Source organism: Candidatus Nanopelagicus hibericus (assembly GCF_002288005.1).
Taxonomy (GTDB): Bacteria; Actinomycetota; Actinomycetes; order Nanopelagicales; family Nanopelagicaceae; genus Nanopelagicus; species Nanopelagicus hibericus.
In genome coordinates, this window is the sequence record NZ_CP016771.1 from 457,834 (window position 1) to 481,335 (window position 23,502).

General features: G+C 43.4%; 28 protein-coding genes. 13 read left to right on the plus strand and 15 right to left on the minus strand.

Annotated elements, in window-relative coordinates; all coding sequences use genetic code 11:
- Positions 1-34: 34 nt before the first annotated feature.
- Both B1s21160_RS02450 and B1s21160_RS02455 read right to left on the minus strand, forming a co-directional pair.
- Entirely contained in the window at positions 35-1,321 is a 1,287-nt protein-coding gene (locus tag B1s21160_RS02450) for an HRDC domain-containing protein (RefSeq protein ID WP_095672278.1), read from the minus strand.
- Between the two features lie 13 nt (positions 1,322-1,334).
- Positions 1,335-1,874, minus strand: coding sequence for a DUF3000 domain-containing protein (locus B1s21160_RS02455; RefSeq protein ID WP_095672894.1), 540 nt, complete (start codon positions 1,872-1,874; stop codon positions 1,335-1,337).
- 105 nt (positions 1,875-1,979) lie between these two features.
- On the opposite strand from B1s21160_RS02455, the gene B1s21160_RS02460 reads away from it, so the two are divergent.
- The gene (locus B1s21160_RS02460; RefSeq protein WP_095672279.1) at positions 1,980-2,819 is read left to right on the plus strand and encodes a DMT family transporter; all 840 of its coding nucleotides are present in this window, start codon (positions 1,980-1,982) and stop codon (positions 2,817-2,819) included.
- Here the strand turns inward: B1s21160_RS02460 and B1s21160_RS02465 are convergent.
- Positions 2,808-3,338, minus strand: coding sequence for a dihydrofolate reductase family protein (locus tag B1s21160_RS02465; RefSeq protein WP_095672280.1), 531 nt, complete (start codon positions 3,336-3,338; stop codon positions 2,808-2,810). The two genes, B1s21160_RS02460 and B1s21160_RS02465, sit on opposite strands and share 12 nt — an antisense overlap.
- Positions 3,339-3,385: 47 nt before the next feature.
- On the opposite strand from B1s21160_RS02465, the gene B1s21160_RS02470 reads away from it, so the two are divergent.
- From B1s21160_RS02470 to B1s21160_RS02480, 3 genes are all read left to right on the plus strand, one after another.
- On the plus strand, positions 3,386-3,595 hold the full coding sequence (locus tag B1s21160_RS02470) for a hypothetical protein (RefSeq protein WP_190276966.1): 210 nt from the start codon (positions 3,386-3,388) through the stop codon (positions 3,593-3,595).
- A gap of 105 nt (positions 3,596-3,700) precedes the next feature.
- Entirely contained in the window at positions 3,701-4,702 is a 1,002-nt protein-coding gene (locus tag B1s21160_RS02475) for a C40 family peptidase (protein WP_095672282.1), read from the plus strand.
- An 85-nt stretch (positions 4,703-4,787) separates the two neighbouring features.
- Positions 4,788-5,852 carry a glycosyltransferase family 4 protein gene (locus B1s21160_RS02480; protein ID WP_223297977.1) on the plus strand — a complete coding sequence of 355 codons (1,065 nt, stop codon included), beginning with the start codon at positions 4,788-4,790 and terminating at the stop codon, positions 5,850-5,852.
- Here the strand turns inward: B1s21160_RS02480 and B1s21160_RS02485 are convergent.
- From B1s21160_RS02485 to B1s21160_RS02495, 3 genes are read right to left on the minus strand one after another with little or no spacing between them, the layout of a single operon-like run.
- Entirely contained in the window at positions 5,838-6,446 is a 609-nt protein-coding gene (locus B1s21160_RS02485; RefSeq protein WP_095672284.1) for a response regulator transcription factor, read from the minus strand. The two genes, B1s21160_RS02480 and B1s21160_RS02485, sit on opposite strands and share 15 nt — an antisense overlap.
- A 2-nt stretch (positions 6,447-6,448) precedes the next feature.
- Positions 6,449-7,033 carry a sensor histidine kinase gene (locus B1s21160_RS02490; protein ID WP_223297978.1) on the minus strand — a complete coding sequence of 195 codons (585 nt, stop codon included), beginning with the start codon at positions 7,031-7,033 and terminating at the stop codon, positions 6,449-6,451.
- Positions 7,002-8,786: an AMP-dependent synthetase/ligase gene (locus B1s21160_RS02495; protein WP_095672286.1), complete on the minus strand. Its 1,785-nt coding sequence runs from the start codon at positions 8,784-8,786 to the stop codon at positions 7,002-7,004. The genes B1s21160_RS02490 and B1s21160_RS02495 overlap by 32 nt, the downstream gene beginning before the upstream one ends.
- A 98-nt stretch (positions 8,787-8,884) precedes the next feature.
- Here B1s21160_RS02495 and B1s21160_RS02500 point away from each other — a divergent pair, with 98 nt between their 5' ends.
- On the plus strand, positions 8,885-9,319 hold the full coding sequence (locus B1s21160_RS02500) for an SRPBCC family protein (protein ID WP_095672287.1): 435 nt from the start codon (positions 8,885-8,887) through the stop codon (positions 9,317-9,319).
- On the plus strand, positions 9,320-10,282 hold the full coding sequence (locus tag B1s21160_RS02505; RefSeq protein ID WP_095672288.1) for an ROK family protein: 963 nt from the start codon (positions 9,320-9,322) through the stop codon (positions 10,280-10,282). It abuts the gene before it with no gap.
- Here the strand turns inward: B1s21160_RS02505 and B1s21160_RS02510 are convergent.
- Positions 10,272-11,381: an alpha/beta hydrolase gene (locus tag B1s21160_RS02510; protein ID WP_095672289.1), complete on the minus strand. Its 1,110-nt coding sequence runs from the start codon at positions 11,379-11,381 to the stop codon at positions 10,272-10,274. The two genes, B1s21160_RS02505 and B1s21160_RS02510, sit on opposite strands and share 11 nt — an antisense overlap.
- 45 nt (positions 11,382-11,426) lie before the next feature.
- On the opposite strand from B1s21160_RS02510, the gene B1s21160_RS02515 reads away from it, so the two are divergent.
- On the plus strand, positions 11,427-12,137 hold the full coding sequence (locus B1s21160_RS02515) for a lysophospholipid acyltransferase family protein (RefSeq protein ID WP_223297979.1): 711 nt from the start codon (positions 11,427-11,429) through the stop codon (positions 12,135-12,137).
- A gap of 8 nt (positions 12,138-12,145) precedes the next feature.
- Here B1s21160_RS02515 and B1s21160_RS02520 read toward each other — a convergent pair whose 3' ends face one another.
- Positions 12,146-12,838, minus strand: coding sequence for a PD-(D/E)XK nuclease family protein (locus tag B1s21160_RS02520; RefSeq protein WP_095672290.1), 693 nt, complete (start codon positions 12,836-12,838; stop codon positions 12,146-12,148).
- Between the two features lie 113 nt (positions 12,839-12,951).
- A complete protein-coding gene (locus B1s21160_RS02525; RefSeq protein ID WP_095672291.1) occupies positions 12,952-13,608 on the minus strand; it encodes a LysE family translocator in 657 nt (218 codons plus the stop codon).
- Between the two features lie 88 nt (positions 13,609-13,696).
- On the opposite strand from B1s21160_RS02525, the gene B1s21160_RS02530 reads away from it, so the two are divergent.
- Both B1s21160_RS02530 and B1s21160_RS02535 read left to right on the plus strand, forming a co-directional pair.
- Positions 13,697-14,239 (plus strand): PadR family transcriptional regulator, encoded by a 543-nt coding sequence (locus B1s21160_RS02530; RefSeq protein ID WP_095672292.1) that lies wholly within the window; start codon positions 13,697-13,699, stop codon positions 14,237-14,239.
- The gene (locus B1s21160_RS02535; RefSeq protein ID WP_095672293.1) at positions 14,236-15,330 is read left to right on the plus strand and encodes an inositol-3-phosphate synthase; all 1,095 of its coding nucleotides are present in this window, start codon (positions 14,236-14,238) and stop codon (positions 15,328-15,330) included. The genes B1s21160_RS02530 and B1s21160_RS02535 overlap by 4 nt, the downstream gene beginning before the upstream one ends.
- 65 nt (positions 15,331-15,395) lie before the next feature.
- Here the strand turns inward: B1s21160_RS02535 and B1s21160_RS02540 are convergent, their stop codons facing one another.
- Positions 15,396-15,722 (minus strand): helix-turn-helix domain-containing protein, encoded by a 327-nt coding sequence (locus tag B1s21160_RS02540; protein WP_223297980.1) that lies wholly within the window; start codon positions 15,720-15,722, stop codon positions 15,396-15,398.
- 76 nt (positions 15,723-15,798) lie between these two features.
- Between B1s21160_RS02540 and B1s21160_RS02545 the strand changes: the two genes are divergently transcribed.
- Positions 15,799-16,548, plus strand: coding sequence for an enoyl-CoA hydratase/isomerase family protein (locus B1s21160_RS02545; protein ID WP_095672294.1), 750 nt, complete (start codon positions 15,799-15,801; stop codon positions 16,546-16,548).
- Entirely contained in the window at positions 16,548-17,378 is an 831-nt protein-coding gene (locus B1s21160_RS02550) for an SDR family oxidoreductase (protein ID WP_095672295.1), read from the plus strand. Before B1s21160_RS02545 ends, B1s21160_RS02550 begins: the two co-directional genes overlap by 1 nt.
- Here B1s21160_RS02550 and B1s21160_RS02555 read toward each other — a convergent pair.
- Positions 17,375-18,514 (minus strand): HoxN/HupN/NixA family nickel/cobalt transporter, encoded by a 1,140-nt coding sequence (locus tag B1s21160_RS02555; RefSeq protein ID WP_095672296.1) that lies wholly within the window; start codon positions 18,512-18,514, stop codon positions 17,375-17,377. The genes B1s21160_RS02550 and B1s21160_RS02555 overlap by 4 nt on opposite strands.
- 66 nt (positions 18,515-18,580) lie before the next feature.
- Here B1s21160_RS02555 and B1s21160_RS02560 point away from each other — a divergent pair, with 66 nt between their 5' ends.
- Positions 18,581-19,111, plus strand: coding sequence for a copper resistance CopC family protein (locus tag B1s21160_RS02560; RefSeq protein ID WP_095672297.1), 531 nt, complete (start codon positions 18,581-18,583; stop codon positions 19,109-19,111).
- Between the two features lie 44 nt (positions 19,112-19,155).
- Here the strand turns inward: B1s21160_RS02560 and glnA are convergent, their stop codons facing one another.
- On the minus strand, positions 19,156-20,586 hold the full coding sequence (glnA, locus tag B1s21160_RS02565; protein ID WP_095672298.1) for a type I glutamate--ammonia ligase: 1,431 nt from the start codon (positions 20,584-20,586) through the stop codon (positions 19,156-19,158).
- A 148-nt stretch (positions 20,587-20,734) separates the two neighbouring features.
- Here glnA and B1s21160_RS02570 point away from each other — a divergent pair, with 148 nt between their 5' ends.
- The gene (locus tag B1s21160_RS02570; protein ID WP_095672299.1) at positions 20,735-21,112 is read left to right on the plus strand and encodes an RDD family protein; all 378 of its coding nucleotides are present in this window, start codon (positions 20,735-20,737) and stop codon (positions 21,110-21,112) included.
- A gap of 3 nt (positions 21,113-21,115) precedes the next feature.
- Here the strand turns inward: B1s21160_RS02570 and B1s21160_RS02575 are convergent, their stop codons facing one another.
- From B1s21160_RS02575 to lipB, 3 genes are read right to left on the minus strand one after another with little or no spacing between them, the layout of a single operon-like run.
- On the minus strand, positions 21,116-21,820 hold the full coding sequence (locus tag B1s21160_RS02575; RefSeq protein ID WP_095672300.1) for a DUF4191 domain-containing protein: 705 nt from the start codon (positions 21,818-21,820) through the stop codon (positions 21,116-21,118).
- Between the two features lie 9 nt (positions 21,821-21,829).
- The gene (gene lipA / locus B1s21160_RS02580) at positions 21,830-22,759 is read right to left on the minus strand and encodes a lipoyl synthase (protein ID WP_095672301.1); all 930 of its coding nucleotides are present in this window, start codon (positions 22,757-22,759) and stop codon (positions 21,830-21,832) included.
- A complete protein-coding gene (lipB, locus tag B1s21160_RS02585) occupies positions 22,756-23,409 on the minus strand; it encodes a lipoyl(octanoyl) transferase LipB (protein ID WP_095672302.1) in 654 nt (217 codons plus the stop codon). Before lipB ends, lipA begins: the two co-directional genes overlap by 4 nt.
- Positions 23,410-23,502 lie beyond the last annotated feature (93 nt).

The following is a 23,502-nucleotide window of genomic DNA, read 5'->3' on the forward strand; positions in this document are numbered from 1 at the left end:
TACGCAACTTAAGTGTTGCGTAATTCCTATCACATTACGGCCCCGCTACCTCAGGCTCAGATTCACTCTCTACCGGCTCTGGAATTAACACCGGCTCAATCTCAGATAGACATGCGGCGATAATTGATGTCACCTGTTCAATCTGCCAGGGGCGTGCGCCCATTTTTTCCAATTCACCTTTTACAAATCCTTCATACTCACTGCTTTCACTTGGTGGATTTTGCCAACAGATACGTTTTACCAGTTCTGGTGTAATTAAATTTTCAACTGGAATTTGCAAAGTTCCAGACAAGGTTGCTAATTGCAACCGAGCATGGGTCAATCTGGCATAACCAAGTGGATTCTTTTCCTTCCAAATTTTTATTGGCGGCAAGGTTGCAGATGGCACACGAAACTCAGGTTGGGCATCAATTGGGGTGTTAAGCGCAGTGGTTAATACCGATAACCAGCGATTAAATGGTGGTGCCTCTAATCTGGTGCGCCAACCAATAACCTTTGCTACCGCCTCTGAATTATCTGGCAGCTTAGTTGCCAGCTCTACTATCGCCGCATCACCTAATACTCTGCCTGGGGCGATATCTAATTGCCGAGCCAATTCATCACGTGAAAACCAAAGATCTCGAACTACCGTCATAGTTAATCTATCCCGCACCTTATGCATGCCAGAGGTTCTACGCCAACGATCTGGCTTAGGAGTATCTACAACCTGAAAATTTTCATAATTTTTAAGAATGGCTGCAAAATCCTGCTCAGCCCACTTTAATTTTTTCTGATCAACTAACAGCTCTGCTACTTTATCTCTGATATCCAACAAGATATCAACATCAAGTGCGGCATAAATAATCCACTCAGATTTTAAGGGCCTAATTGACCAATCAACTGCAGAGTGCTCCTTGGCTAAACTTAGTTCTAGCAAACTCTCGGCAAGTGGGCCAAGGCCAACCCTAGGGCAACCTGCAATTCTGGCGCCTAACTCAGTATCAAATAGTTTTTTAGGCTTTAGGCCAATCTCTAATAAGCAGGCGAGATCTTGAGTACTGGCATGGATAACCCATTCATACTCAGAAAAGTTTTGATTAAATAATTGCCACAACTTTGAATTTTTAAGTGGAATTGGATCAATCAGATGCAGCCCACCACTTTTGCGGTAGATCTGAATTAAATACGCCCGCTGGCTGTATTTATACCCAGATGCCCGCTCGGCATCAACTGCAATTGGACCATCTCCTTTTGCCAGATCAGTGATTACTTGCGCAAAGCCAGCTTCATCATCAACGATTTTAGGAGTGCCATGACGGGGTGCAAGAAGTGGGGTGAGCATTAATTAAAAACTTCTATTTTTTGCCAGCGATTGAGGTAACACCTTGTGGAATTGGTTCTAACCCAGCGCTGATTGCCAACAACTCTAGCCACGCATTTACATGATCAATTAAATTATCTTCATTAGTAGGTGACCAAGATGCGCGTATTTCAATCTCAGAGTTTTCATCTTTATCCTCTAATTCACCAAAGGATTGGCTAGCAACTCTGGTAACGGTGCCACTGGGGGCGGTGAAATCACACCCTTGCTTTTTTAATGATTCAGTTAACCAAGCCCAACCAACCTCTGGCAATAATGGATCAGATGCCATCTCTAGATCAATTGCTGCCCGCGCAAATGTGACACATCGCCATTGCCCGCCCCAACCCTCTTGGCCGGCAGGGTCATGTAGTAATACAAAGCGACCAGTTGCAGCATCCTCTAAAACGTCGGCAGTCATTGCTAAAGAATGGGGCGCAAGTTTTTGCGGCGCTGGCACAGTTTCTAACATGATCTCACCACGCGGTTTTAGCGCCAATATAGGTGCGGTTACTTGGTCAAAAGTTTTTTTCACTGTCCAAGGATAAATTATAAGTGGATTAAGCAAGACTAGGCACGAGCAATCCTTGATGAGATATTGCTGCAAATCTATCCTATTTGACCATAGTAGGCTTCTTTAATGGCTGCATTATTAGCATTGCTTAGTTCAGTTCTTTGGGGAGCGGCAGATTTCTTTGGTGGCAATTTAGCCAAGCGATATCAAGCACTAGCTGTTACTGCCGTCTCACAAGCTTTTGGTTTATTAATTGGTATTTCAATAATTCTTATCAGCTCCTCTTGGACCAAACCCTCATTAAGTTGGGATAATTACTTCTTGTCCGGAGTTTTTGCCGGATCACTTGGCTTTATTGGGTTAGTCGCTTTTTATACTGGACTTGCAACTGGACGAATGGGAGTCGTCTCACCAATCGCAGCACTTAGTGTTTTAATCCCGCTAACAATTGCTTTTATTAACGGTGAAAAACCAAACTCAACCCAGTTAACTGGCATGAGTATTGCCTTACTCGGTGCATTCTGTGCAAGTGGTCCTGAGATAAAAGGTGGCATAAGTATTAAGCCGCTGATCTATGCAGTCATTGCAGCATTTGGCTTTGGTGGAGCGGTGGCTTTTATTGCTCAGGGCTCCGCCTCAAGTGCGATTATGACAATGACCACCATGCGCTTTACTACATTTATCATTGCTTTATTTTTATTTGCAAAATATCGAACATTTGGTGGCTTCACCCGGAAAGATTTGCCGCTTTTAATTGCAATTGGAGGTGCTGATTTCATTGCCAATTTATTGCTGGGTGTTGCAACTACAAAAGGCTTGGTATCTCTTGCTGTCGTGCTTGGTTCATTATTTCCAATTGTTACCGCACTTCTTGCTTTTAAGATTTTGCATGAGCGATTACATAAAGTTCAATATATTGGTATTGGACTTGCTATCGCTGGTATTGCCTTAATCTCAGTTGGCTAGTCTTTGGTAATACCTAAACTCACAAGCTGATATCACTTCAGTAGAGATTAATTTAAAAGTTGAGGTCAGTTCCTCAATTGATATCTGATTATCACCAGTTTTTTCAAGATTAATACTTAAATAAAGCTGATCAATTAACGAATCATTGATCATCTGTTGCAGCAGCTTTGGACCTGCTTCAACTAACAACTTGATGCCAGCTTTACTATCTTGGGGCGGAAAGTTATTACTTATTTCATTGATCATCTGTGTGGAGGTCATGGAGAATTGTTTAGCTAACTGGTTTTTGGGCGCCAGCCTTACCTTGGTGTGAGTGAGAATATATAGAGGGATTGGGGTTCGCTTATATGGCTCACGCCTTGCAGTATTGCCACCAATTAGGATCAAATCTGAGTTGGTGCGCAGTTGATGAAAGCGCCTTCTGTCCTCATCAGTTGAAAGGGGAGTTGATGAGCCAGCAACTGTGGTTGAGCCATCTTTGCCAACAATCAGGTTGGCAGTTGCGATCACAGATCTCATAAAGATGAAGGTTACTGGCTGTCAGTGGCCTCTTCTAATCTTGAGCCATGATCATCGATTGTGAAAGTTGTGTAATGCGCGATATCGCCTGCGGCGATTGTGTTGTTTCAGTGTTGCTGGAGATAAAGCCAACCGCTGGAAAAAATGCTGAACTTAGCAGCAATGAGAACTTAGCTATCAATAACCTAGCCAAGCTTGGACTTGTGCCTCCGTTGCGATTTGATACTGGCGGCAAACAAAGCAGTGCAAGCGGGTGATCCCAGGCATAAAACTGTGTAAATCTGGTAAAAAATAGATAATTCTCAGCACTTTAGGCTTAAGTCAGGTTGAGTTAATCAGGTTTTGGTGGCTAACCTTTCTAAATGAAATTTTCCCTTCGGGTGATTTTCAGCCTTGTGATCATAACTGGGCTTCTTGCACCCTCACCAGCAAGTGCTGCGCCAAACCTAATTGAGATACAAGCTCGGGTGCAAGATTTGGAGACACAGGCAACAACAGCAGCTGAAGGTGCGCAAGAGGCGAAGGTGCAATTGGCAAGGCTTAAAAAAACCTTGGACTCAGTTCAACAACAAGCGAGCCAACAAGGAGCATCAGTAGCAGAGTTAAATAAGAGTATCGGCGCAATTGCGGCTGAGCAATACAAGTCTGGACCCCTAAGTAAATCTTTAGAACTATTGTTTTCATCAGATCCAGCTCAATATTTATCAACTGCTGGCTCACTTGAAGCAGTGACTAGGCAAAAAACCATTGACTTAAAGAAGTTTTCAGTTGCCACTCAACGTTTAAATGCCACCTCATTAACCTTGTCCGATAAGTTGGCATTGGTAAAGGCGGCAGAGGCTAGGTTTAAAAAGCAACAAGATATAGCAAACGCTAAGTTAGCAGAGGCAGAGGCGCTGCTAAAAAAATTAACGGCAGCAGAGCGAGAGCGGTTAGCAAAGTTAAATGAGGATGAAGAAAATGCTGACCAGCAAAGATCCTTGGCTGATGCGGGTAAGTACTCCGGTCTATCTGGGCGTGGGGGAGTTGCAATTAAGTATGCACTGGAACAAATTGGTGATAAGTATGTCTTTGGCGCAGATGGGATGACCACTTGGGATTGTTCAGGCTTGACCATGCGTGCTTTTCGCACAGCAGGTGTTTCACTCCCACACTCCTCAAGGGCGCAGTACGGATACGGTAAAGCGGTAGCAAAGAAGGATTTGCAGCCGGGTGATCTAGTATTTTTTGGAAAACCAATCTCACATGTTGCAATTTACCTAGGACCAGATCGAATGTTGCATGCACCAAGAAAAGGCAGCCAAGTAAAGATTGCCAATATGAATATGGGTAAAAAACCTTATATCGGAGCCCGACGTTTATAAAGATAAAAAGGTACTCCTTGTAACTAATGATCTTGGACCCCGTGCGGGTGGGATTGAAACCTTCATTCTGGGTTTAATTGCAGGATTGCCAAAAAATTGCCTAATTATCTACACCTCATCCCAAAAGGGGAGTGAAAGTTTTGACGCGCAATTATTAGAAAAGTATGGCGCAGTAGTAATTAGAGATCGGGCGAAAATTCTGCTGCCAACCCCCAGAATCAACTCCCGAGCAGTGAAGATCATGGCTCAGTACCAAATCAAAAATGTATGGTTTGGCGCAGCTGCACCGCTTGCTTTAATGGCTGGAAAGCTTCGCAAGGAAGGTGCCAGCAATATTGTGGCGCTAAGCCATGGCCATGAGATTTGGTGGGCAAGAGTGCCATTATTAAAAATTGCATTTCAGAAGATCGTTAAAAGTATTGATTACTTGGGATATCTGGGTGAATTTACTAAAAATGAAATTTTAAATAGTTCAATTAAGATAAAAAGACAATCAGAAAAGTTTATTCAAATCGCTCCAGGTATTGATACAAATCACTTCACTCCTAAGCCAAATAATAATGAGTTACTGGCCAAATATCAGTTGCAGGGCAGGCGGGTAATAGTTTGTGTAGGCAGATTGGTTCATCGAAAAGGACAAGACCAATTAATAAAAGCTCTTCCCAAAATCTTAGAACAATTTCCAGATGCAATTCTTTTATTAGTTGGTGAAGGCCCAACTAAACAAATGTTGTTTAATACTGCTAAGCAGGCGGGAGTGCTGGCAAAGGTAATATTTGCTGGAAAAGTTTCACACTCAGCTCTGCCAGATTACATCTGCTTAGGGGAGGTATTTGCGATGCCAGTTAGATCACGGTTCGCCGGGCTTGAGGTTGAAGGGTTGGGAATTGTGTATCTTGAGGCAAGTGCCTGTGGCCTACCAGTTGTAGTTGGTAACTCTGGCGGAGCAGTTGATGCCGTGCTTGATCAAATAACTGGTGTGTTAATTGACAGCAGCAACGTTGACCAAATTGCAGCTGCTATCTCTAATCTGTTAGCAAAGCCTGATGCGGCAAAGCAAATGGGGCAGGCAGGTCGAGGTTGGGTGATTGATAATTGGCAACTTAATTCTTGGTCAAAGAAATTTAATAAAATACTAATTGGTGATTAACTTATTTTCTAAGGCGATACTCACTGCCTGAGCACGATTTGCTGCTCCCAATTTGCGATAAATACTTGCCAGGTGGGTTTTAATTGTTGCCTCAGTTAAGAATAAGAGACCACCAATTGCGGTGGCGGTAGCCCCAGTTGGTAGAAAGCTTAAAACCTCACTCTCCCGCCTACTTAATGCAAAATCCTTTTTGATAGGACTTACTTTTATCTCTCCTACTTTCATAAACTTATTCACACCATCTGCCACAGCATTAAGGAGTTGGATCACCTGTTCAATTGGTGATCCTTTAGTGATAAATGCTGAGGCACCAGCTGATTTGACCTGCTCCAGCATCTGCTCATCATCATGCATCGTGAGAACTACAAATTTACAAGTAGCACCAGATTTAATTGCTGCTTTAATCAGATCAATGCCAGTTGCTGATCCCAGATTTATATCAACCAAAGCAATATCGGGATTATGAGTATTTATCATCGCCAGCGCCTCATTAACCGAGGAGGCCTGAGCCACTACCTCAAATCTACTGCCCACAAGAGCTGAAATCATCGCCGCCCTGATTAGGGCATGATCATCAATTAAGATAATTTTCATATTTAGAACTTAATTTGAATCGTGGTTCCACCTTGATTGGACTCTATTTTTAATTCAGCATGAATTAAACCAAGCCGTTCAATAACACCAGTAATTCCAAATGAGTGCTCCTTCTTTTCAAATCCACCAACACCATCATCTGAAATGGTTATCACTTTTTCAGCAAGGCTTATAGTTATATTGTCACAGTTTGAGTGGTATCTAGCATTTAAAACCAATTCACGAATAGCGCGTAATAATTCAAATTTGATGGCAGAATCAACTTCAATATCGCCAGATATCTGATAATTGATTTCACTTGCAGATAATAAAGATGCCATCTGATCATCTAGCTGTTGGGAAAATGCCTTTAAGTTTTCATTTCGTAGTTCATAAATTTCATCTCTTACTTGGTTAATAATCCCACTTAGTGAAAACCTTAACTGCCTTAATAACCCTCGGTTTTTGTTGTCTAACTTGTGATCACCAATTACTTGATCGAGTTGATAGCCAAAGGCGCTTAGTTCTTGAGCCAACCCATCGTGGAGCTCTCGAGCAAGTCGAGTACGTTCTGATTTAGGCGAAGAGTTCATCAATTTCGCGAGCAAATTGCTGCGAAACTACATGCCGCTTCACTGATAACTTGGCGGTTAATTGTCCACCAGGTATTGTGAAATCAACTGGCAAGATTATGAACTTTCGAATCGATTCCGCGCGGCTGACCGCTTTATTGGTTTCATCAACTGCAGTTTGAATAACAGATTGTAAGGTTGGATCCTTTGCTAAATCAGCAATGGATTTACCTTCTTTTTTGTTCGCAACTGCCCAGGGTTTAAATGCATCTGGATCAATAGTAATTAAAGCGGCAATAAATGGTTTGTTGTCGCCAACCACCATGCACTGGCTGATCAACGGATGGGAACGAAGGCGATCTTCTAGAACAGCTGGTGCAACATTTTTTCCACCCGCGGTAACAATCAACTCTTTCTTGCGTCCAGTGATTGATAAGTAACCTTGTTCATCAATCATGCCGATATCACCGGATTTAAAGTAGCCATCTGCTGTAAAGGTCTCTTTGTTTGCGGCATCATTTTGCCAATAACCTTGCATCACAATTGGTCCTTTGATTAATACTTCACCATCTTCAGCAATCTTTATTGTGGTTCCTGGAATAGGTTTGCCAACGGTGCCAACTTTGTGAGCAGATGTTAAATTAAGTGTGGCGCCAGCTGTGGTTTCGGTTAATCCATAGCCTTCAAGTACTCGAACGCCAGCACCGCGATAGAAGTGGCCAAGCCGCTCACCCAGCGGAGCACCGCCTGAAATTGCAGCCTCAACTCGGCCGCCCAGGCCATGGCGAATCTTGGAGTAAACCAATTTATCAAATAAGCCATGTTGTAATTTAAGTAGCGGAGCGATTTTATTTGTGTCGGTTGCTCGACTATAGGCAATTGCTACCTCTGCAGCCTTACGGAAAATCTTTCCCTTGCCGCCCGCTTCAGCTTTTGCCTCTGCGCCGTTGTAAATTTTCTCAAAGATTCGAGGTACAGCTAGTACAAAAGTTGGTTTAAATGATGCAAGATCTTTTGGTAATTTAGTCAGATCACTGCAATGGGCAAGGTGTAATCCTGCGGTAATTGAACCAATTTGAACCATTCGGCCAAATACGTGTGCAACTGGCAAAAACAATAGTGTTGATCCACCAGGTTTTAAGAACAGATCACTGGCACCGTTTACAACATTTCCACACTCAGATAGGAAATTTCCATGAGTTAATTGCACACCCTTTGGCTTACCAGTAGTGCCGGATGTGTAAATTAAAGTTGCCAAAGTTTCAGGCTTCAATCCAGCCCTGCGTTTGGTTATCTCCTCTTCACTTACATCTTTTCCTTCATGAGATAAAGTAGCAAGTGCGTTGTAGGTAATGTTCCAAATCTTCTTACAACTAGATGGCATTACTGGCGTCACCAGTTCAACAAGAGCTGGTGTTTCAACAATTATTGCCACCGCGCTTGAGTCAGTTAAAATCCACTCCACTTGTTCGGCACTTGAGGTCTCATAAATTGGCACTGAAACCGCACCTGCATACCAAATTGCAAAATCTAAAACAGTCCACTCATAACGAGTCTTTGCCATGATCGCAACCCGATCACCAAATGAAATACCGGCCGCGATTAAACCCTTAGCAACTGATTTAATCTCCTCTTCATACTCTTTAGCGGTAACCGCTTGCCAACCATCGCCCATTGGGCGAGAGACAAGTACGCGCTCTGGTTCAAACCAAGCGCGTTCGGAGATCAAATTAGTTAGATTGCCATCAACTGCGGCTGGGACCAGGGCTGGAATACTTATTTGGTTCATGCTCCCACGCTACTAGGAAGGAGGGGGATTAGGCTAGGAAAAGCTGATATTTATTAAGTTATGTGAGAGGTAGTACTACTTCGGGGTAGCCTAATCCCATGTCTGAGACATCCACCTCCACCATCGCAATCTCCGCCTCTGCCGATGAGGTAAGAGCTGTCTTGTTTGATATAGCCAATTACCCCTCATGGTCAACCTCATTTAAAGCGGCAAATGTGTTAGTCAGTGATGGTCAGGGCAGACCAACCCAGGTGAATCTCACTGTAGATGCCGGGGCATTGAAAGATAAACCAACTTTAAATTACGACTGGTCTGCATATCCAGATCGTGTTGATTTTTCGCTAGAGGATGCAGATCTGCTTACTGAAATGAGTGGGGCTTATATTGTTAAAGATAATGGCGATGAAACTGAAGTCACCTTTGAATTAACTGTGGCACTTTCAATGCCAGTGCCGCCAACTATGCGGATAAAAGCTGAGAAATCCACCATTGATCTAGCTTTGAAACAGTTAAAGGAAAAACTGGAAAACTAATTGAGCATAAAGATAGCATCATCAGCGCTAACAATTGGGATTGATATCGGTGGCACCAAAGTATTAGGTGGTGTTGTTGATGGCAGTGGCAAAATTATTGATTCTGCGCGTAGAGTAACTCCAGCTGCTGGTGGAAAAGAACTTATTGCCACCATTGTTGAATTAATCAAAGAGTTAAGCGTCAAACATGAAATTGCTGGAATTGGTATTTGCGTAGCTGCATTAATCTCTGCAGATCAAGGAACAATTGTTGGAGCGCCAAATATTGCCAATTTAAGTGAATTAAACTTTGTAGCTGAGATCAAAAAAGTATTTGATCTACCGGTGATTGCTGAAAATGATGCCAACGCAGCGATGTGGGCTGAGTATAAGTTTGGTAATGCTAAAGGTTTTAATCCAGTTATGTTTTTCATTATCGGCACTGGCATGGGTGGCGGTCTGGTGATTGATGGCAAATTATTTAGGGGAGCAAATGGAATTGGCGCAGAGTTTGGCCACATGATTGTGCAGCCAAAAGGTATTTTGTGTGGTTGTGGCGCATACGGTTGTATTGAGCAGTACGCCTCAGGTAGCGCTTTAATGAGATATGCAAAAGATGCGATTGCATCTGATCCAGTTGCTGGCAAAGCCTTGCTAGATGCAGCTGGTGTGATTAATAATTTAACCGGTGAGATTCTGACTCAAGCTGCAAAAAATGGCGACCAGTTGGCAATTTCAGCCTTTAATAAACAAGCAGATTGGTTGGGAAGTGCCTGCGCTTCCTACACATTACTGCTTGATCCGCAAGCAATTGTGGTTGGCGGAGGGGTAGTGCAGGCTGGTGAATTATTTTTAGCACCAGTGCGAGCTGCAATGGAAAAATACATGCCATTTGCCGGAACTCATTTGTTACCAAAAGTAATTGCCGCCAAGTTTGGTAATGATGCTGGTGTAATTGGCGCAGCTGATTTAGTTAGAGGCTAGCCCCGTCTTCAAAATCATCATCACGCCTTGCTGTGCGCCAGATTATTGTGGCAACGCAGGTGAGATATCCCAGAATGGCCGGCCAAGGACCAAAGATTTCAAAATCAGTAAAGCCAAATAAAAGAAGATAAACGCTGCTTCCAACAAATAAAGCGGCAGCTATTCGCTGTATCTGATCTAGGACAATCTTTTTAGGGTTGGGTGGTCTAAACCGCTCTGATTCTTCAATTCTGGATAATTCATCTAGATAGGTGGTCGGTGCTGATTGATCAAGTGATAGGCCAGAGATGATTGAATCAAATTGAGCATCGACGATATCTGACTCATTAAAATCACTTCCCCGCTTTAATTTTCCAGCTAGTACATCTTCGATAAATAATTTACTTTCGATATTTAACTGCTGTGAATCAAAATCAATTGAGACGTTGTGATAAGAATTTTCAAATACCACCTCTTGGATATCAACTGAAAAAATATTATCAACTATGGTTTGAGAATTAGCTGGATCAACTGCATGGTCATTAGTTGAATAGGCGACCATAATTGGTAAATCAATCAGATATAAATCTCGCTCAACAACTCGCCAAAGTTGGCGCAGGGAATCAAATGCTTTTAGCGGGGTGCGACCATACGCGTGTTTTGGTGGATTAGGAGCGGCAACATCTGTTGGACCTTTTTTAATTGAAGGAATTAAATATTTTGCCAACGGAACTAACTTCATAAACCATCTGCGATCATGAATTGGGGTATTAAGCAGCATCAGCCCTTCAATCTGATTGCCATGAATCTGACACAACCTAAGTGCTAAGGTGCCGCCCATTGAGAAGCCAGCGATAAATACTCGCTCACACTTACCTTTTAACTCATTAAATGAAGCTTCAACTGCGGCATACCAATCCTGCCAACTCATTTCATTTAGCTCCTGCCAATTGCTGCCATGGCCTGGAAGTAATGGCGCACTGACGGTAAAGCCTTGTTGGTTAAAAAAATCTGCCCAGGGTTTTATCGCAACCGGTGTGCTGGTAAATCCATGCAAGACTAAAACGCCGATTTTCCCCCCAGAAAGGGTGAATCCTGCAGCATTTGGAATTGAATTCACGCTCAGATGGTGTCATAGATTCCCTTTGCCAGTAAATTAGGGGATATGGCATACCGGCTGTTGAAATCTTTTTTGATTCCACTTTTGATGTTGCTCTTTAGGCCAAAGGTTACCGGTCTTCGAAATGTGCCGACCAACGGTGCGGCAATCATCGCCTCTAACCACCTCTCTTTTAGTGACTCAATCTTTATGCCGGTAGTAGTCCCGCGTAATGTCACCTTTCTGGCTAAGAGTGAGTACTTCACCTCACCAGGCTTAGCTGGCTTTATAAAGAAATTAACCTTTATCGCACTTGGTCAAGTGCCGATTGATCGCTCTGGTGGCAAGCGAAGTGAGGCGGCTTTATTAACTGGTCTGCGATTATTAAAAGAGGGTCGCTGCATTGGAATTTATCCAGAAGGAACAAGATCACCAGATGGTCGGCTTTATAAGGGACGCACCGGTATTGCTCGGTTGGCGATTGAATCTGGGGCGCCAATAATTCCAGTTGCGATGTTTAATACCGCTGAGATTCAACCAACTGGTCAGGTGGTGCCAAAGGTAAGACGAGTTGAGATGGTATTTGGTGAGGCTATTTACCTTGATGGTGATTCAACTGATCAAGTGTTACTTAGAACTTTGACTAATCAACTAATGGAAAAAATCGCCCAGTTATCCAAGCAGGAGTATGTACCTCACACCTACGCATCTGATGCAAAAGATGCGATCAAAAAAAGTAAGACAGATAACACTGAGTTTGATGAGGATGATGCCTAGATCTACCGCTACTTTGCGCCAATAAAATCTCGGCGCTGCGTTAAGTAATTACACATATCGCAATTATCTTTTGCCACTGGCATCTCACCGGTGACCACCGTAATAAAATCTGTCAGCCTAGTTGAAAGCGCCGCTGGGTTTCGAGTAATTGGCCGCCAACTATGTTTTAGCTTTAAGCCAAATCCTTTGTTGACATCACCAGCGGGTGCTAATAAGGACCAGACTAATAAACCAATCAACGAAACTGGTTTTGGCTCACCAGTTGCTGGATTCTCTAGCGCAAATGCATACGCCTCAAGTTGGGGCTGATAAAGATCAGTTTTATCTGAATCCTTTGCCTGAAACTTGCAATCAATCACTCCGTAAGTTCCATCTGCAAATTCAATCAAAAGATCATACTTGCCACGGATTGCAAATTTGGAGTTGCTGCCATTAACTGGAATCAGAGCAGATTTAACCCAACCACCTAAGGAGGCTACTTTGCCAGCTGGTAAAACTGGTGCGATATCTGCAGTGGTTTTGGATGCAAAGTAATTCTCTTGCATATTTGCTAGATCTCCCACTAATGGCATAAATCCGGGTGTGCGCAGACCATGGTTGTAATTAAGCCAGAGGCAGCGATGACATCCGCCCCAAGAAAATGTTAAATCTGATGGTGAAATAAATTCACGCGCACTGCCAACTGCATTAGATGATGCCATTATTCAACTCGTTTCTCGTCGCACAGCTTGCTGTGACTAATTTAGTTTTACTGCTGATAAGTCTGCCCCCGAGAACTGACATAGGGCAATATCGCCACGAGAAATTTGAGCAGCTAGCCAAGTATTACCGCTGAGGCGATGGTGAAGATGCCTAGAGCGATCATCACCACACCACCAAAGCGGCGCATAAAGATCAGCCTGCGCATATCTCCGGCAAGCCAGGCACGGATGGTGCCGGCTAAAATACCGTAGGTACCATCTGAGATCAGTGCGACAAGAGCGAAGATTGAACCTAAAAAAAGCAATTGCGCAGTTAGATTCTCTTTACCTTGATCAACAAACTGCGGCAAGATCGCTGCGAAAAAGACTATTGATTTTGGATTTAATACCCCTACCCAAAAACCATTTTTAACTGATGTGAGAAAATTAGGTTTTAATCCTTCAGCAGATTGCATCCCCTGGGCATCAATTGCACTCGCTTTGATTGCCACATACCCCAGATAGATTAGATAGCCACCACCAGCCCATTGAATTCCGTGATATAAAACTGTGGAGTTTTGAATTACCGGACCCAACCCCACCGCCACTAAAACAGAGACTAGAAACATGCCAAAGGCGTTGCCAATCACGGTGGCAATAGCTGCCATTCTGCCCCAGGAGATTGCCCTGGCGATGGTGAAAAGCACCGATGGACCTGGGGCCAAAATGATCAGAATTGTGGCTATTAGGAACTCCCAGAACCTGCTGGGGATGGCCTCGGAGATAAACACGCCCTGATTGTATGGGTTGCAGATATTGAGCTTTTCGGCTTAGATACTCGATAGTATCGATTCGATATATCTAGTAGATAGGAAACCTGTGCGCTCGCGTTCTGAGTCCTTGGAGTTCGCACTCCTTGGCCTGCTATCCCAGGGGCCCTTACATGGGTATGAGTTGCGTAAGCGAATGGCGACGATCTATGGACCCTTTAGGGCTCTAAGTTTTTCAGTTTTATACCCACAACTGCGCAAAATGTTGTTGGCAAAGTTAATTGAAGAGACATTTACCAGTGCTGGCGGATTATCTCGCAGGTCACGGATTGTTTATGAATTGACCAAGACAGGGCGTGAAAAATTAGATTCATTAATGCAAAGTGTTAGCCCCGATACCTTTGAAGATGAGGGGTTTGAGGTCCGGTTCGCATTTTTTGGACCAACTCCAAGAAATAATCGAGTAAAAATTCTGGAGGGCCGCCATCGTAAGTTGGTAGAGAAGGCGGAGATTGTTAGAAAAGATTTAGCAAAAATTCCTGAGGGTATTGATACCTATTTAGTTGAGTGGCGTCGTCACTCATTGGAGTCAGCTGAGCGAGAGATCACCTGGCTTGAAAAAATGATAAAAAGTGAGAGGAAGAGCCTGTGAGCATAGAGAATAAAGGAGAGATCCGAGTTGCCATTGTGGGGGTTGGAAACTGTGCCAACTCATTGGTACAAGGAATTACCTATTACAAAGATGCCACCAACGATAGTGAGATTCCTGGATTGATGCACCCAGTCCTAGGTGGCTATCACATTAAAAATATTAACTTTGTCTTAGCTCTAGATGTTGATGCTAAAAAAGTGGGCATCGATCTTGCCGATGCAATTTGGGCGAGTGAGAACAACACCATCAAATTTGCCACAGTTGCTAAAACTGGAGTTACGGTAAAGCGCGGAAAAACTCTTGATGGTTTGGGTCGTTATTACAAAGAGACGATTAACGAGTCAGATACAGCTGCAGTTGATGTAGTGGCAGAGTTGAAATCAGCCAAAGTCGATGTGCTTATCTGCTATCTGCCAGTTGGTTCAGAGGAGGCAGCAAAGTTTTACGCCCAATGCGCAATTGATGCTGGGTGTGCCTTTGTTAATGCCCTTCCTGTCTTTATTGCATCTGATCCAGTGTGGGCTGATAAGTTCAAAAAAGCTGGACTGCCAATTGTTGGCGATGATATTAAATCCCAAGTTGGCGCCACCATCACTCACCGAATTATGGCCAAGCTATTCCAAGATCGTGGTGTCCACCTTGACCGCACCTACCAATTAAATGTGGGTGGAAATATGGATTTTAAAAACATGTTAGAGCGGGATCGTCTTGAATCTAAGAAGATTTCTAAGACCCAATCAGTGACCTCGCAATTAGATTATGACCTGGGTGCTAAGAATGTACACATTGGCCCATCTGATTACATTCCATGGCTTGATGATCGCAAGTGGGCCTATGTTCGCCTTGAAGGAAGAGCCTTTGGCGATGTGCCATTAAATCTGGAGTACAAGCTTGAGGTTTGGGATTCACCAAACTCAGCTGGGGTAATTATCGATGCGCTTCGTTGCGCCAAGATTGCCCTAGATCGCAAGATTGGTGGACCACTTCTTTCACCATCTAGTTACTTTATGAAATCACCACCAGAGCAGTACACCGATGAACAGGCATTTGCCAAAGTTGAGCAATTTATCGAAGGCAGTATTGAACGTTAAAAAAGGCTACGAGGGTGTCGCTTGTTGAAAATTCTAAGATTTACTTTTAAGGAGTTAAGAACTACTTAATGACAATGCTGCAAACAATGTCTGCTGCCATCAGGAAGGGTCTGCAAATGTTTGCAGGCAATATTTAATTTATCAAAAGCAAGATCACCAAAATGGGTTCGATAGGCAAGTGCTAGCAACACCCTCAAATTAATCTCTGTATTTGACCGCAAGGTAAAAGCTTGAGCCACCCGGGAGACGGTATTTTCGATCACCTTTTCGGTATGAGCAGTTGCCTGGGCGATTGCTGCGTTTGTAAGGCCATCACATAAGTGCTCACAAACTAATTGCTCAAATGGTGTCAGTGGGCGCACAATCAGATTTACTTGCAAGTGCATCTCCATTCTTATGCCCTCAATCTAGCCCTATATTCAAGTAAATTTTGATCTATTGCTGATTTATCTTGAGTATTATTACACCATGAGTTTTATAAAAGCGGAGCAAATCGGCCCAGTGCTAGCACTCACCTTAAATAGGCCAGAGAAGAAAAATGCAATCACACAGGAGATGTATCAAACTTTATCTACCAAGATCAATGAGGCAGCAGCAGATTTTTCAATCAGAGTAGTTGTGATCAACTCCAACGGGGACTCATTTACCGCGGGCAATGACATCAATGATTTTGCAAATAACCCAGCAATGGGTGAGGGATCTCCAGTATTTAACTTTCTATTTGCTATCCACAATTTTCCTAAGCCATTAATCGCTGCGGTCAAAGGACGAGCAGTTGGTATTGGCACCACCATGCTGATGCACTGCGATTTAGTTACGGCAAATCCAGATACTAAGTTTTCCATGCCCTTTGTCTCACTGGGCTTGGTGGCAGAAGGTGGCTCTAGTTACCTATTTCCCAGATTAGTAGGACATGCCAAGGCGGCAGAAATATTCCTTACCGGTCGAACATTTTCCGCCGATGAGGCATTAAGCATGGGTTTGATTAATCAGATTTCAGAAGATGAGTTAGCTGCTGCGATGGCATTTGCCAATGAGATTGCCGAGCAACCACCTGCGGCTGTTATAAACACTAAGGCGCTGCTAAAAAGTGGTTCACATGAAGCACTAAATCAGGTGATGCGAGCAGAGGGTGAATTATTCAGAATGGCCACTGAATCTGATGAAGCTCAGCAAGCCTTTATGAATTTCTTAGCAAAGAAAAGTAAGGTTAAATAATGAGTTTAGCCGGCAAGCGAATATTTGTTACCGGTGGTTCACGGGGCATTGGCCTGGCCATCGCTCTTCGGGCGGCCAAAGATGGTGCTTTGATTGCAATCGCAGCTAAAACTACTGAGCCACATCCAAAGCTTCCCGGAACTATTTTTACTGCGTCAAAAGATATTGAAGCTGCTGGGGGCAAAGCGCTAGCAATAGCATGTGATATTCGAGATGAAAATCAAATCACAGCAGCGGTGGAACAAGCGGCTAAAGCATTTGGCGGAATTGATATTCTGATTAATAACGCATCTGCAATTAATTTGACCAATACTGAGAGTACTCCTGCTAAAAGATTTGATTTAATGATGGGCGTTAATACCCGTGGCACATTCTTAACCTCACAAGCATGTCTTCCTTACTTAAAGAAGAGTGCTCAGGAAGGACGTAATCCACACATCTTGATGCTCTCACCACCGCTTTCCATGAAGGGCAAATGGTTTAAGCCCCATCTGGCTTACACAATGGCAAAGTATGGAATGAGTATGTGTGTATTGGGATTAGCAGATGAGTTAAAGCGAGATGGCATTGGCGTAAATGCATTATGGCCCCGCACAGCGATTAATACCGCCGCCCTTGCGATGATTCCAGGCGTAGATACTGACTTTTGCCGTACACCTGAGATCATCTCTGACTCGGCCTACATAATCTTAAATCGGCCAGGCAAAGAGTGCAGCGGGAATTTCTTTATTGATGATGTGGTGTTAGCTGGTGAAGGAATTGTTGATTTAGATAAGTATGCAGTTGTTCCTGGAACGAAAGAGTTTATAAACGATCTATACGTTGATTAAAGCTTAAATTCTTTGTGCTCGTGCTCAGTTTCAGCAATTCCTGAGGAGTAACGCTCTTCATAACGGCCAACTCTCCAGATTAAAACTGAGAGCAACCAAGCGCCCACAAAAGAGGCAACAATAAAGAAGCCGACGCGATTTAAATCCAGCCCGGCAATAAAGGTAAATGGTTGGTAATTATCAATATTGGTTTTATCTGATAACACTCCAACAAATTGTATTGTCCCGATCACAAATGCCACAAAGATAGATAAACCGGTGGTGGTGATGTTGTAGTAAATCTTGCGAAGTGGTGAGGTAAAGGCCCAGGCATAAGCTTTTGTCATAAATATTCCATCAAGAGAATCCATAAGCGTCATTCCAGCAGCAAAAATTAGAGGTAAGGCAATAATCGCAAGGGGTGGCAAAAAGCCGCCAACGGTACCGACTGCTGCTGTTGCTGATAGGGCAAGTAGTGCCACCTCAGTTGCGGTATCAAAACCTAATCCAAATAAAACTCCAACTGGGTATAACTGCCATGAGTGATCAAAACCCTTTTTAAAGGCTCCTCTAAAAATACGTCGCATTAAGCTGCGCTCATTTAGAAGTTGAGTTAGGTGATCATGGGAGAATTTGCCACTTTTAGCTTGTTTCCATACTTTGATTATTCCAACCAAAATAACTAAATTTAAAATGCCAACTAGATATAGGAAAAAAGTTGAAACCGAGGCTCCTATTATTCCACCTGTCTCAGCAAAATCTTTTTGGAATTTAGCTGCTTGGCGAGCAGCAAATGCAACACCCACGCAAAGTGCCATCACAATTGTTGAGTGACCAAGTGAGAAAAATAAGCCAAGTGCCAATGGATTCTTACCTTTTGCGAGCATTAATCTGGTGGTGTCATCAATTGCGGCAATATGGTCGGCATCAAATGCGTGCCTTAACCCAAAAGAGTAGGCAAGTGCGCCAGCGCCGGCGTAAACAAGCGCGCCAGTTGAATCAGTCAAAGAGCTATAAGCCGGATTTGAATTGAAATGAATAAACAAGCCCCAGCCTGCAATATGCAGAAATGCCACAACTGAAAAAACCCCAATTAATGATGGCAACTCCTGCCGGGTGAATCGTAGATGTTGGCGAAGTTGGGTCTTTTTACTCATAGTATATGTTAATGCAAACGATTTGCATCTACAAAATGCCAGCACCACTCTGGCTAAGGTATTGCTATGAGATCTAGCACAGCAGGTAGATCCCAAGTATTTACTGCACTGCTTGCCTTAATACTTGTTTTTATTCCAGCCAATTTGGCATCTGCTCACACCAAACTTATTTCAGCATCACCAGCAATTGATGCTGAGGTTGAAAGTTGGCCCGATCAATTGACTTTAGAGTTTGATGAAGTTCTAATCAACCTAGATGGTGAGAAAACTAATTTTGTGGTGGTCAATAATGCAGTTGGTGATCAGGTCAGTGAGCCTGATGAGGTGGTAATTGGAAATAGTATTTCTGTAACTCTTTCGCCCAATGAAGTTAAGGGGCCAGTACTTGTTTACTATCGTGTGGTTTCAGCAGATGGCCACCCAGTTGAGGGGGAGTATAAATTCACATACGGAATTGGTGAGGTAACTGCCCAAGGGGTAGAGCCTGAAGATGAAGGCGGGGAATTTCCAATCGGAATATATCTAACCTCTGCCATATTTATTATTTCTGGCTTGTTCTTTGCTATTTATTCATATCGCAGAAGAAGCGCGAGTTAAATAAAAAACGCCCCAGAATTTATCTGAGGCGTTTTCTTCAAAGATTAGAGATCGTAGTAAAGTTCAAACTCAGCTGGGTGTGGACGCAATCTGACATAATCCACCTCTTGCTTGCGCTTGAAATCAATCCAAGTATCAATTAGATCCTTCGTGAATACGCCACCACGAGTTAAGAACTCATTATCGCGTTCTAAGTTATCAAGTACGGCATCAAGGGATCCAGGAACTTGTGGAATAGCTGCAGCCTCAGCTCCCTCTAATTCATACAGATCCTTATCAACCGGCTTTGGCGGTTCAATCTTGTTTTGGATGCCATCAATACCAGCCATCAACATCGCAGCGAATGCTAGATATGGATTAGATGATGGATCTGGGCAACGGAACTCAATTCGCTTTGCCTTTGGGTTAGAACCAGTAATTGGAATACGAATACAAGCTGATCGGTTTCTTGCTGAATAGACCAAATTAACTGGCGCCTCATACCCTGGTACTAAGCGCTTATATGAGTTAACTGTTGGGTTGGTAAATGCTAGAAGTGATGGTGCGTGCTTTAACAGACCACCGATATACCAACGGGCCATATCTGAAAGATTTGCATAACCATCTCCCCAAAACAATGGCTTGCCATCTTTCCAAAGTGATTGGTGAACATGCATGCCGCTACCGTTATCGCCAAATAATGGTTTTGGCATAAAGGTTGCAGTCTTACCTGCAGCCCATGCGGTGTTCTTGATTATGTATTTAAATTTCATTAACTCGTCCCCTGCAGTCAATATGTCGCTGAAGCGGTAATTAATCTCCATTTGCCCCGCAGTTCCCACCTCATGGTGAGCACGTTCGACAAGTAATCCCACTTTGCCAAGATTCATCACCATTTCATCGCGAAGATCGGCAAATTGATCGGTTGGTGAAACTGGGAAGTAACCACCTTTAATTCTGGTGCGGTAGCCACGATTAGGTGTGCCATCAGCATCCTCTTCAATGCCTGTGTTCCAAGCACCTTCATATGAATCAATGTGATGGAAAGCCTGATTCATTCCAGTTAAAAATCTAATGCGATCAAATACATAAAACTCTGCCTCAGGTGCAAAAAATGCAGTATCTGCAATTCCAGTACTTCGCATGAAATCAACCGCTTTGGCAACTATGCCACGAGGATCTCTTGAGTAGGCGGTGTTGTCATCTGGATTATGAACTGAGAAAAGAATTATTAAAGTTTTTTCTTTGCGGAATGGATCCAGGTATGCCGAGGATGGAATCGGCAGTAACTTCATATCAGACTCATGTATTGATTGGAAACCACGAATCGATGAACCATCAAACATCAAGCCATCTTTAAATACCGCTTCATCAAATGATTCAACCGGTACATTAAAGTGATGTTGTATGCCTGGTAAATCAATAAATCTAACATCGATCAACTTCACATCATTCTTCTTGATGTAATCGAAGATCTCAGATGAGTTCTTAAACATTTACTCTCCTATGGATTTAATCCTGCTGATTTTGATGCGACTTTGCACCGTTTCAGATAGGTAAAACCTAGTAGAAAATAGTGAAAAAGTAGTAAAGGACTTGTTACATCCATGTTTCAAGGCATCAGCTACCGCTAAGGTTGCCCGCATGAATTGGGATATTGGGCCAAATATGCTGCCAGCCGCCTCGCTGGGTCGACGATTTATTGCCTTAGCACTGGATTGGATAATGTGCCGACTGATCGCTGGTTTGCTGACACCAACTGTCTTTGAGGGTAATACATTTACGACATTAATAATCTTCTATTTTGAAGTTACATTTTTTACCATTGCATTCCAAGCATCAGCTGGCCAACGTTTAATGGCGATCAAGGTGGTGGGTTATCCAGAACAGCAACGAATAGGTCCCAGCAAGGTTGCACTCAGAACCTTATTGATTTGTTTGGTATTACCTGCGGTTTTCACCAATAATCAGCGCCCACTGCATGATCACTTTACGCAGAGTATGACGGTGCGAGAGATCTAAGTATTACCGCCTTGGCATTCTTACATTTGTTGGCATTGGACCTTTAGGCATTGGCAGGTTTAGGCCACCTACCGAGCGCACTCTGGCCCGTACCTCGCGCAGTTGAACTGTACTTAACTTCTTTGGCAGCTTCTTTAAATGTTTTTGTAATTTACGAATTGAAACCTGGCCTTGATTATCACCGACGATCACCTCAGTGACTGGTACTCCTGATAGGAATCGTTCCATTTTGCGTCGCTCATCTTGCATTAATGATTTAACGCCATAGCCACCTTCACCAACTAGAATAATTCCAGCCTTTGAAGAAACTCGGTGCACCATATCTTGATCGCGATTTACATTAACCGCTGGGGTAGTGACAAAGCCTCTGCGGATTGACATCAACACACTTGCACCAGCTCCCACTTGTCCTTCAATTGATGCAAAAGCTGCAGTATTGGCAAAGCGAGTAAACAAAAAGAAACCAGCTAGAAATGCCAGTGGCAACGACAAGAAACCAGCGTATATCGGGTGGCCTAGATTATTTCCGATGATTATGCCAAAAACTAAAATCAGGGTGAAGACTAGAAGACACCAAAGGATGGCAAGCGGGGAATCTTTCTTAACTAATTTATAAGCATCTTTAACAACTGCTAACTGAGATTGTTTTTTCTCCGGCGTTCCACCTTTAGCTGCTGCTTCTTGCTGCTTCTTTTTTCGACCAAACATCTTTCTCCCTTATCTGATAGCTCTGGCAGCCATTGCCTGGTTGTAAAGCCTGCCTGCCCTATAGCTAGAACGTACCAATGGACCACTCATAACGCCAAGAAATCCTATTTCTTGCGCTTCTTTGCTCAACTCCACAAACTCATTTGGCTTAACCCAGCGGTTTACCGGATGGTGCTTGTTTGTGGGGCGAAGGTACTGAGTGATCGTAATTAAATCACAACCTGCATTTCTTAAATCTTGCAATGCCTGAGAAACCTCTTCGCGAGTTTCTCCCATTCCTAAGATTAAGTTTGATTTGGTTATTAAGCCAAAATCTCGTGCTTGCGTAATTACATTAAGAGATCTTTCATAGGTGAAGGCGGGCCTTATTTGTTTAAAGATCCTGGGGACTGTCTCAAGATTGTGGGCAAACACTTCAGGGCGAGCTTGAAATACCTGATTCAATAGCTGAGCATTCCCACTGAAATCAGGTGCCAACATCTCAACTCCAACACCAGGATTAACTGCGTGGACCTGCAAAATACTCTCGGCGTATAACCAGGCGCCTTCATCATCTAGATCATCTCTGGCAACTCCAGTAATAGTTGCATACTTTAAATTCATAGCTTTTACAGATTGGGCGACTCTTCTAGGTTCATCCCTATCTAATGGATCTGGCTTTCCAGTATCAATATTACAAAAGTCGCATCTTCGGGTGCAGGCGGAGCCACCAATTAAAAATGTTGCCTCACGATCCTCCCAACACTCAAAAATGTTGGGACATGCTGCTTCCTGACAAACTGTGTGCAAACCTTCCTTGGCTACAAGTGAGCGAAGTTTTGTGTACTCCGGCCCCATGTGGGCGCGGGTTTTAATCCATTCAGGTTTTTTCTCAATTGGCGTTTGCGCATTCCTCGCTTCTATTCGAAGCAGCTTGCGACCATTGGGGTCAATGCTCATTGGGCCAAGCTCTCTAGGGCAGGGCAAATATATTTTTGTAGTACTGGCATTACTTGATTTGTAGTGATTTGTTCGCTTAATTCAGCAGCAAGTGATGTGACTTTCGCATCTGGAATTCCACATGGAATTATTTTTGAGTACGCCGATAAATCTGGATTAACATTTAATGCAAAACCATGCATGGTCACACCTTTTGCAACCCTCAGTCCGATGGCCGCAATCTTTCGATCACCTGCTTCATCTCGCACCCAAACTCCGCTGCGCTCACAGTATCTTTGCGCCAAAACTCCAAACTCTGCGCAAACTTGAATCAACGCATTCTCTAGCTCCCTCACAAAGCCAACTACATCAGTTGGGTTCTTTAATTTAACAATTGGATACCCGACAATTTGGCCAATCCCATGCCAAGTGATTTTTCCACCGCGGTCAACATCTATTACCGGTGTGTTATCTAGCGGTCGATCAGATAGTTCAGTCCTTCTTCCTGCGGTGTAAACCGAAGGATGCTGTAATAGCAATAAAGTGTTTTCTAATTTGCCAGAGATTACATCCTCTGCAATCTGTTTTTGCATTTGCCAAGCGGATAAATACTCAACCTCACCCAGCACTTCTACTTTGAGAAGTTTTTGCATCAGTATGGTTGAACTCACACGCTTAGCCTAATTGTTAGCTTAAAGTTTGGCGAAAGATTGGTGATATCGCCCTGCCAGAGTGTGATCAAAGTAGCATCGCTGGTAGATTTC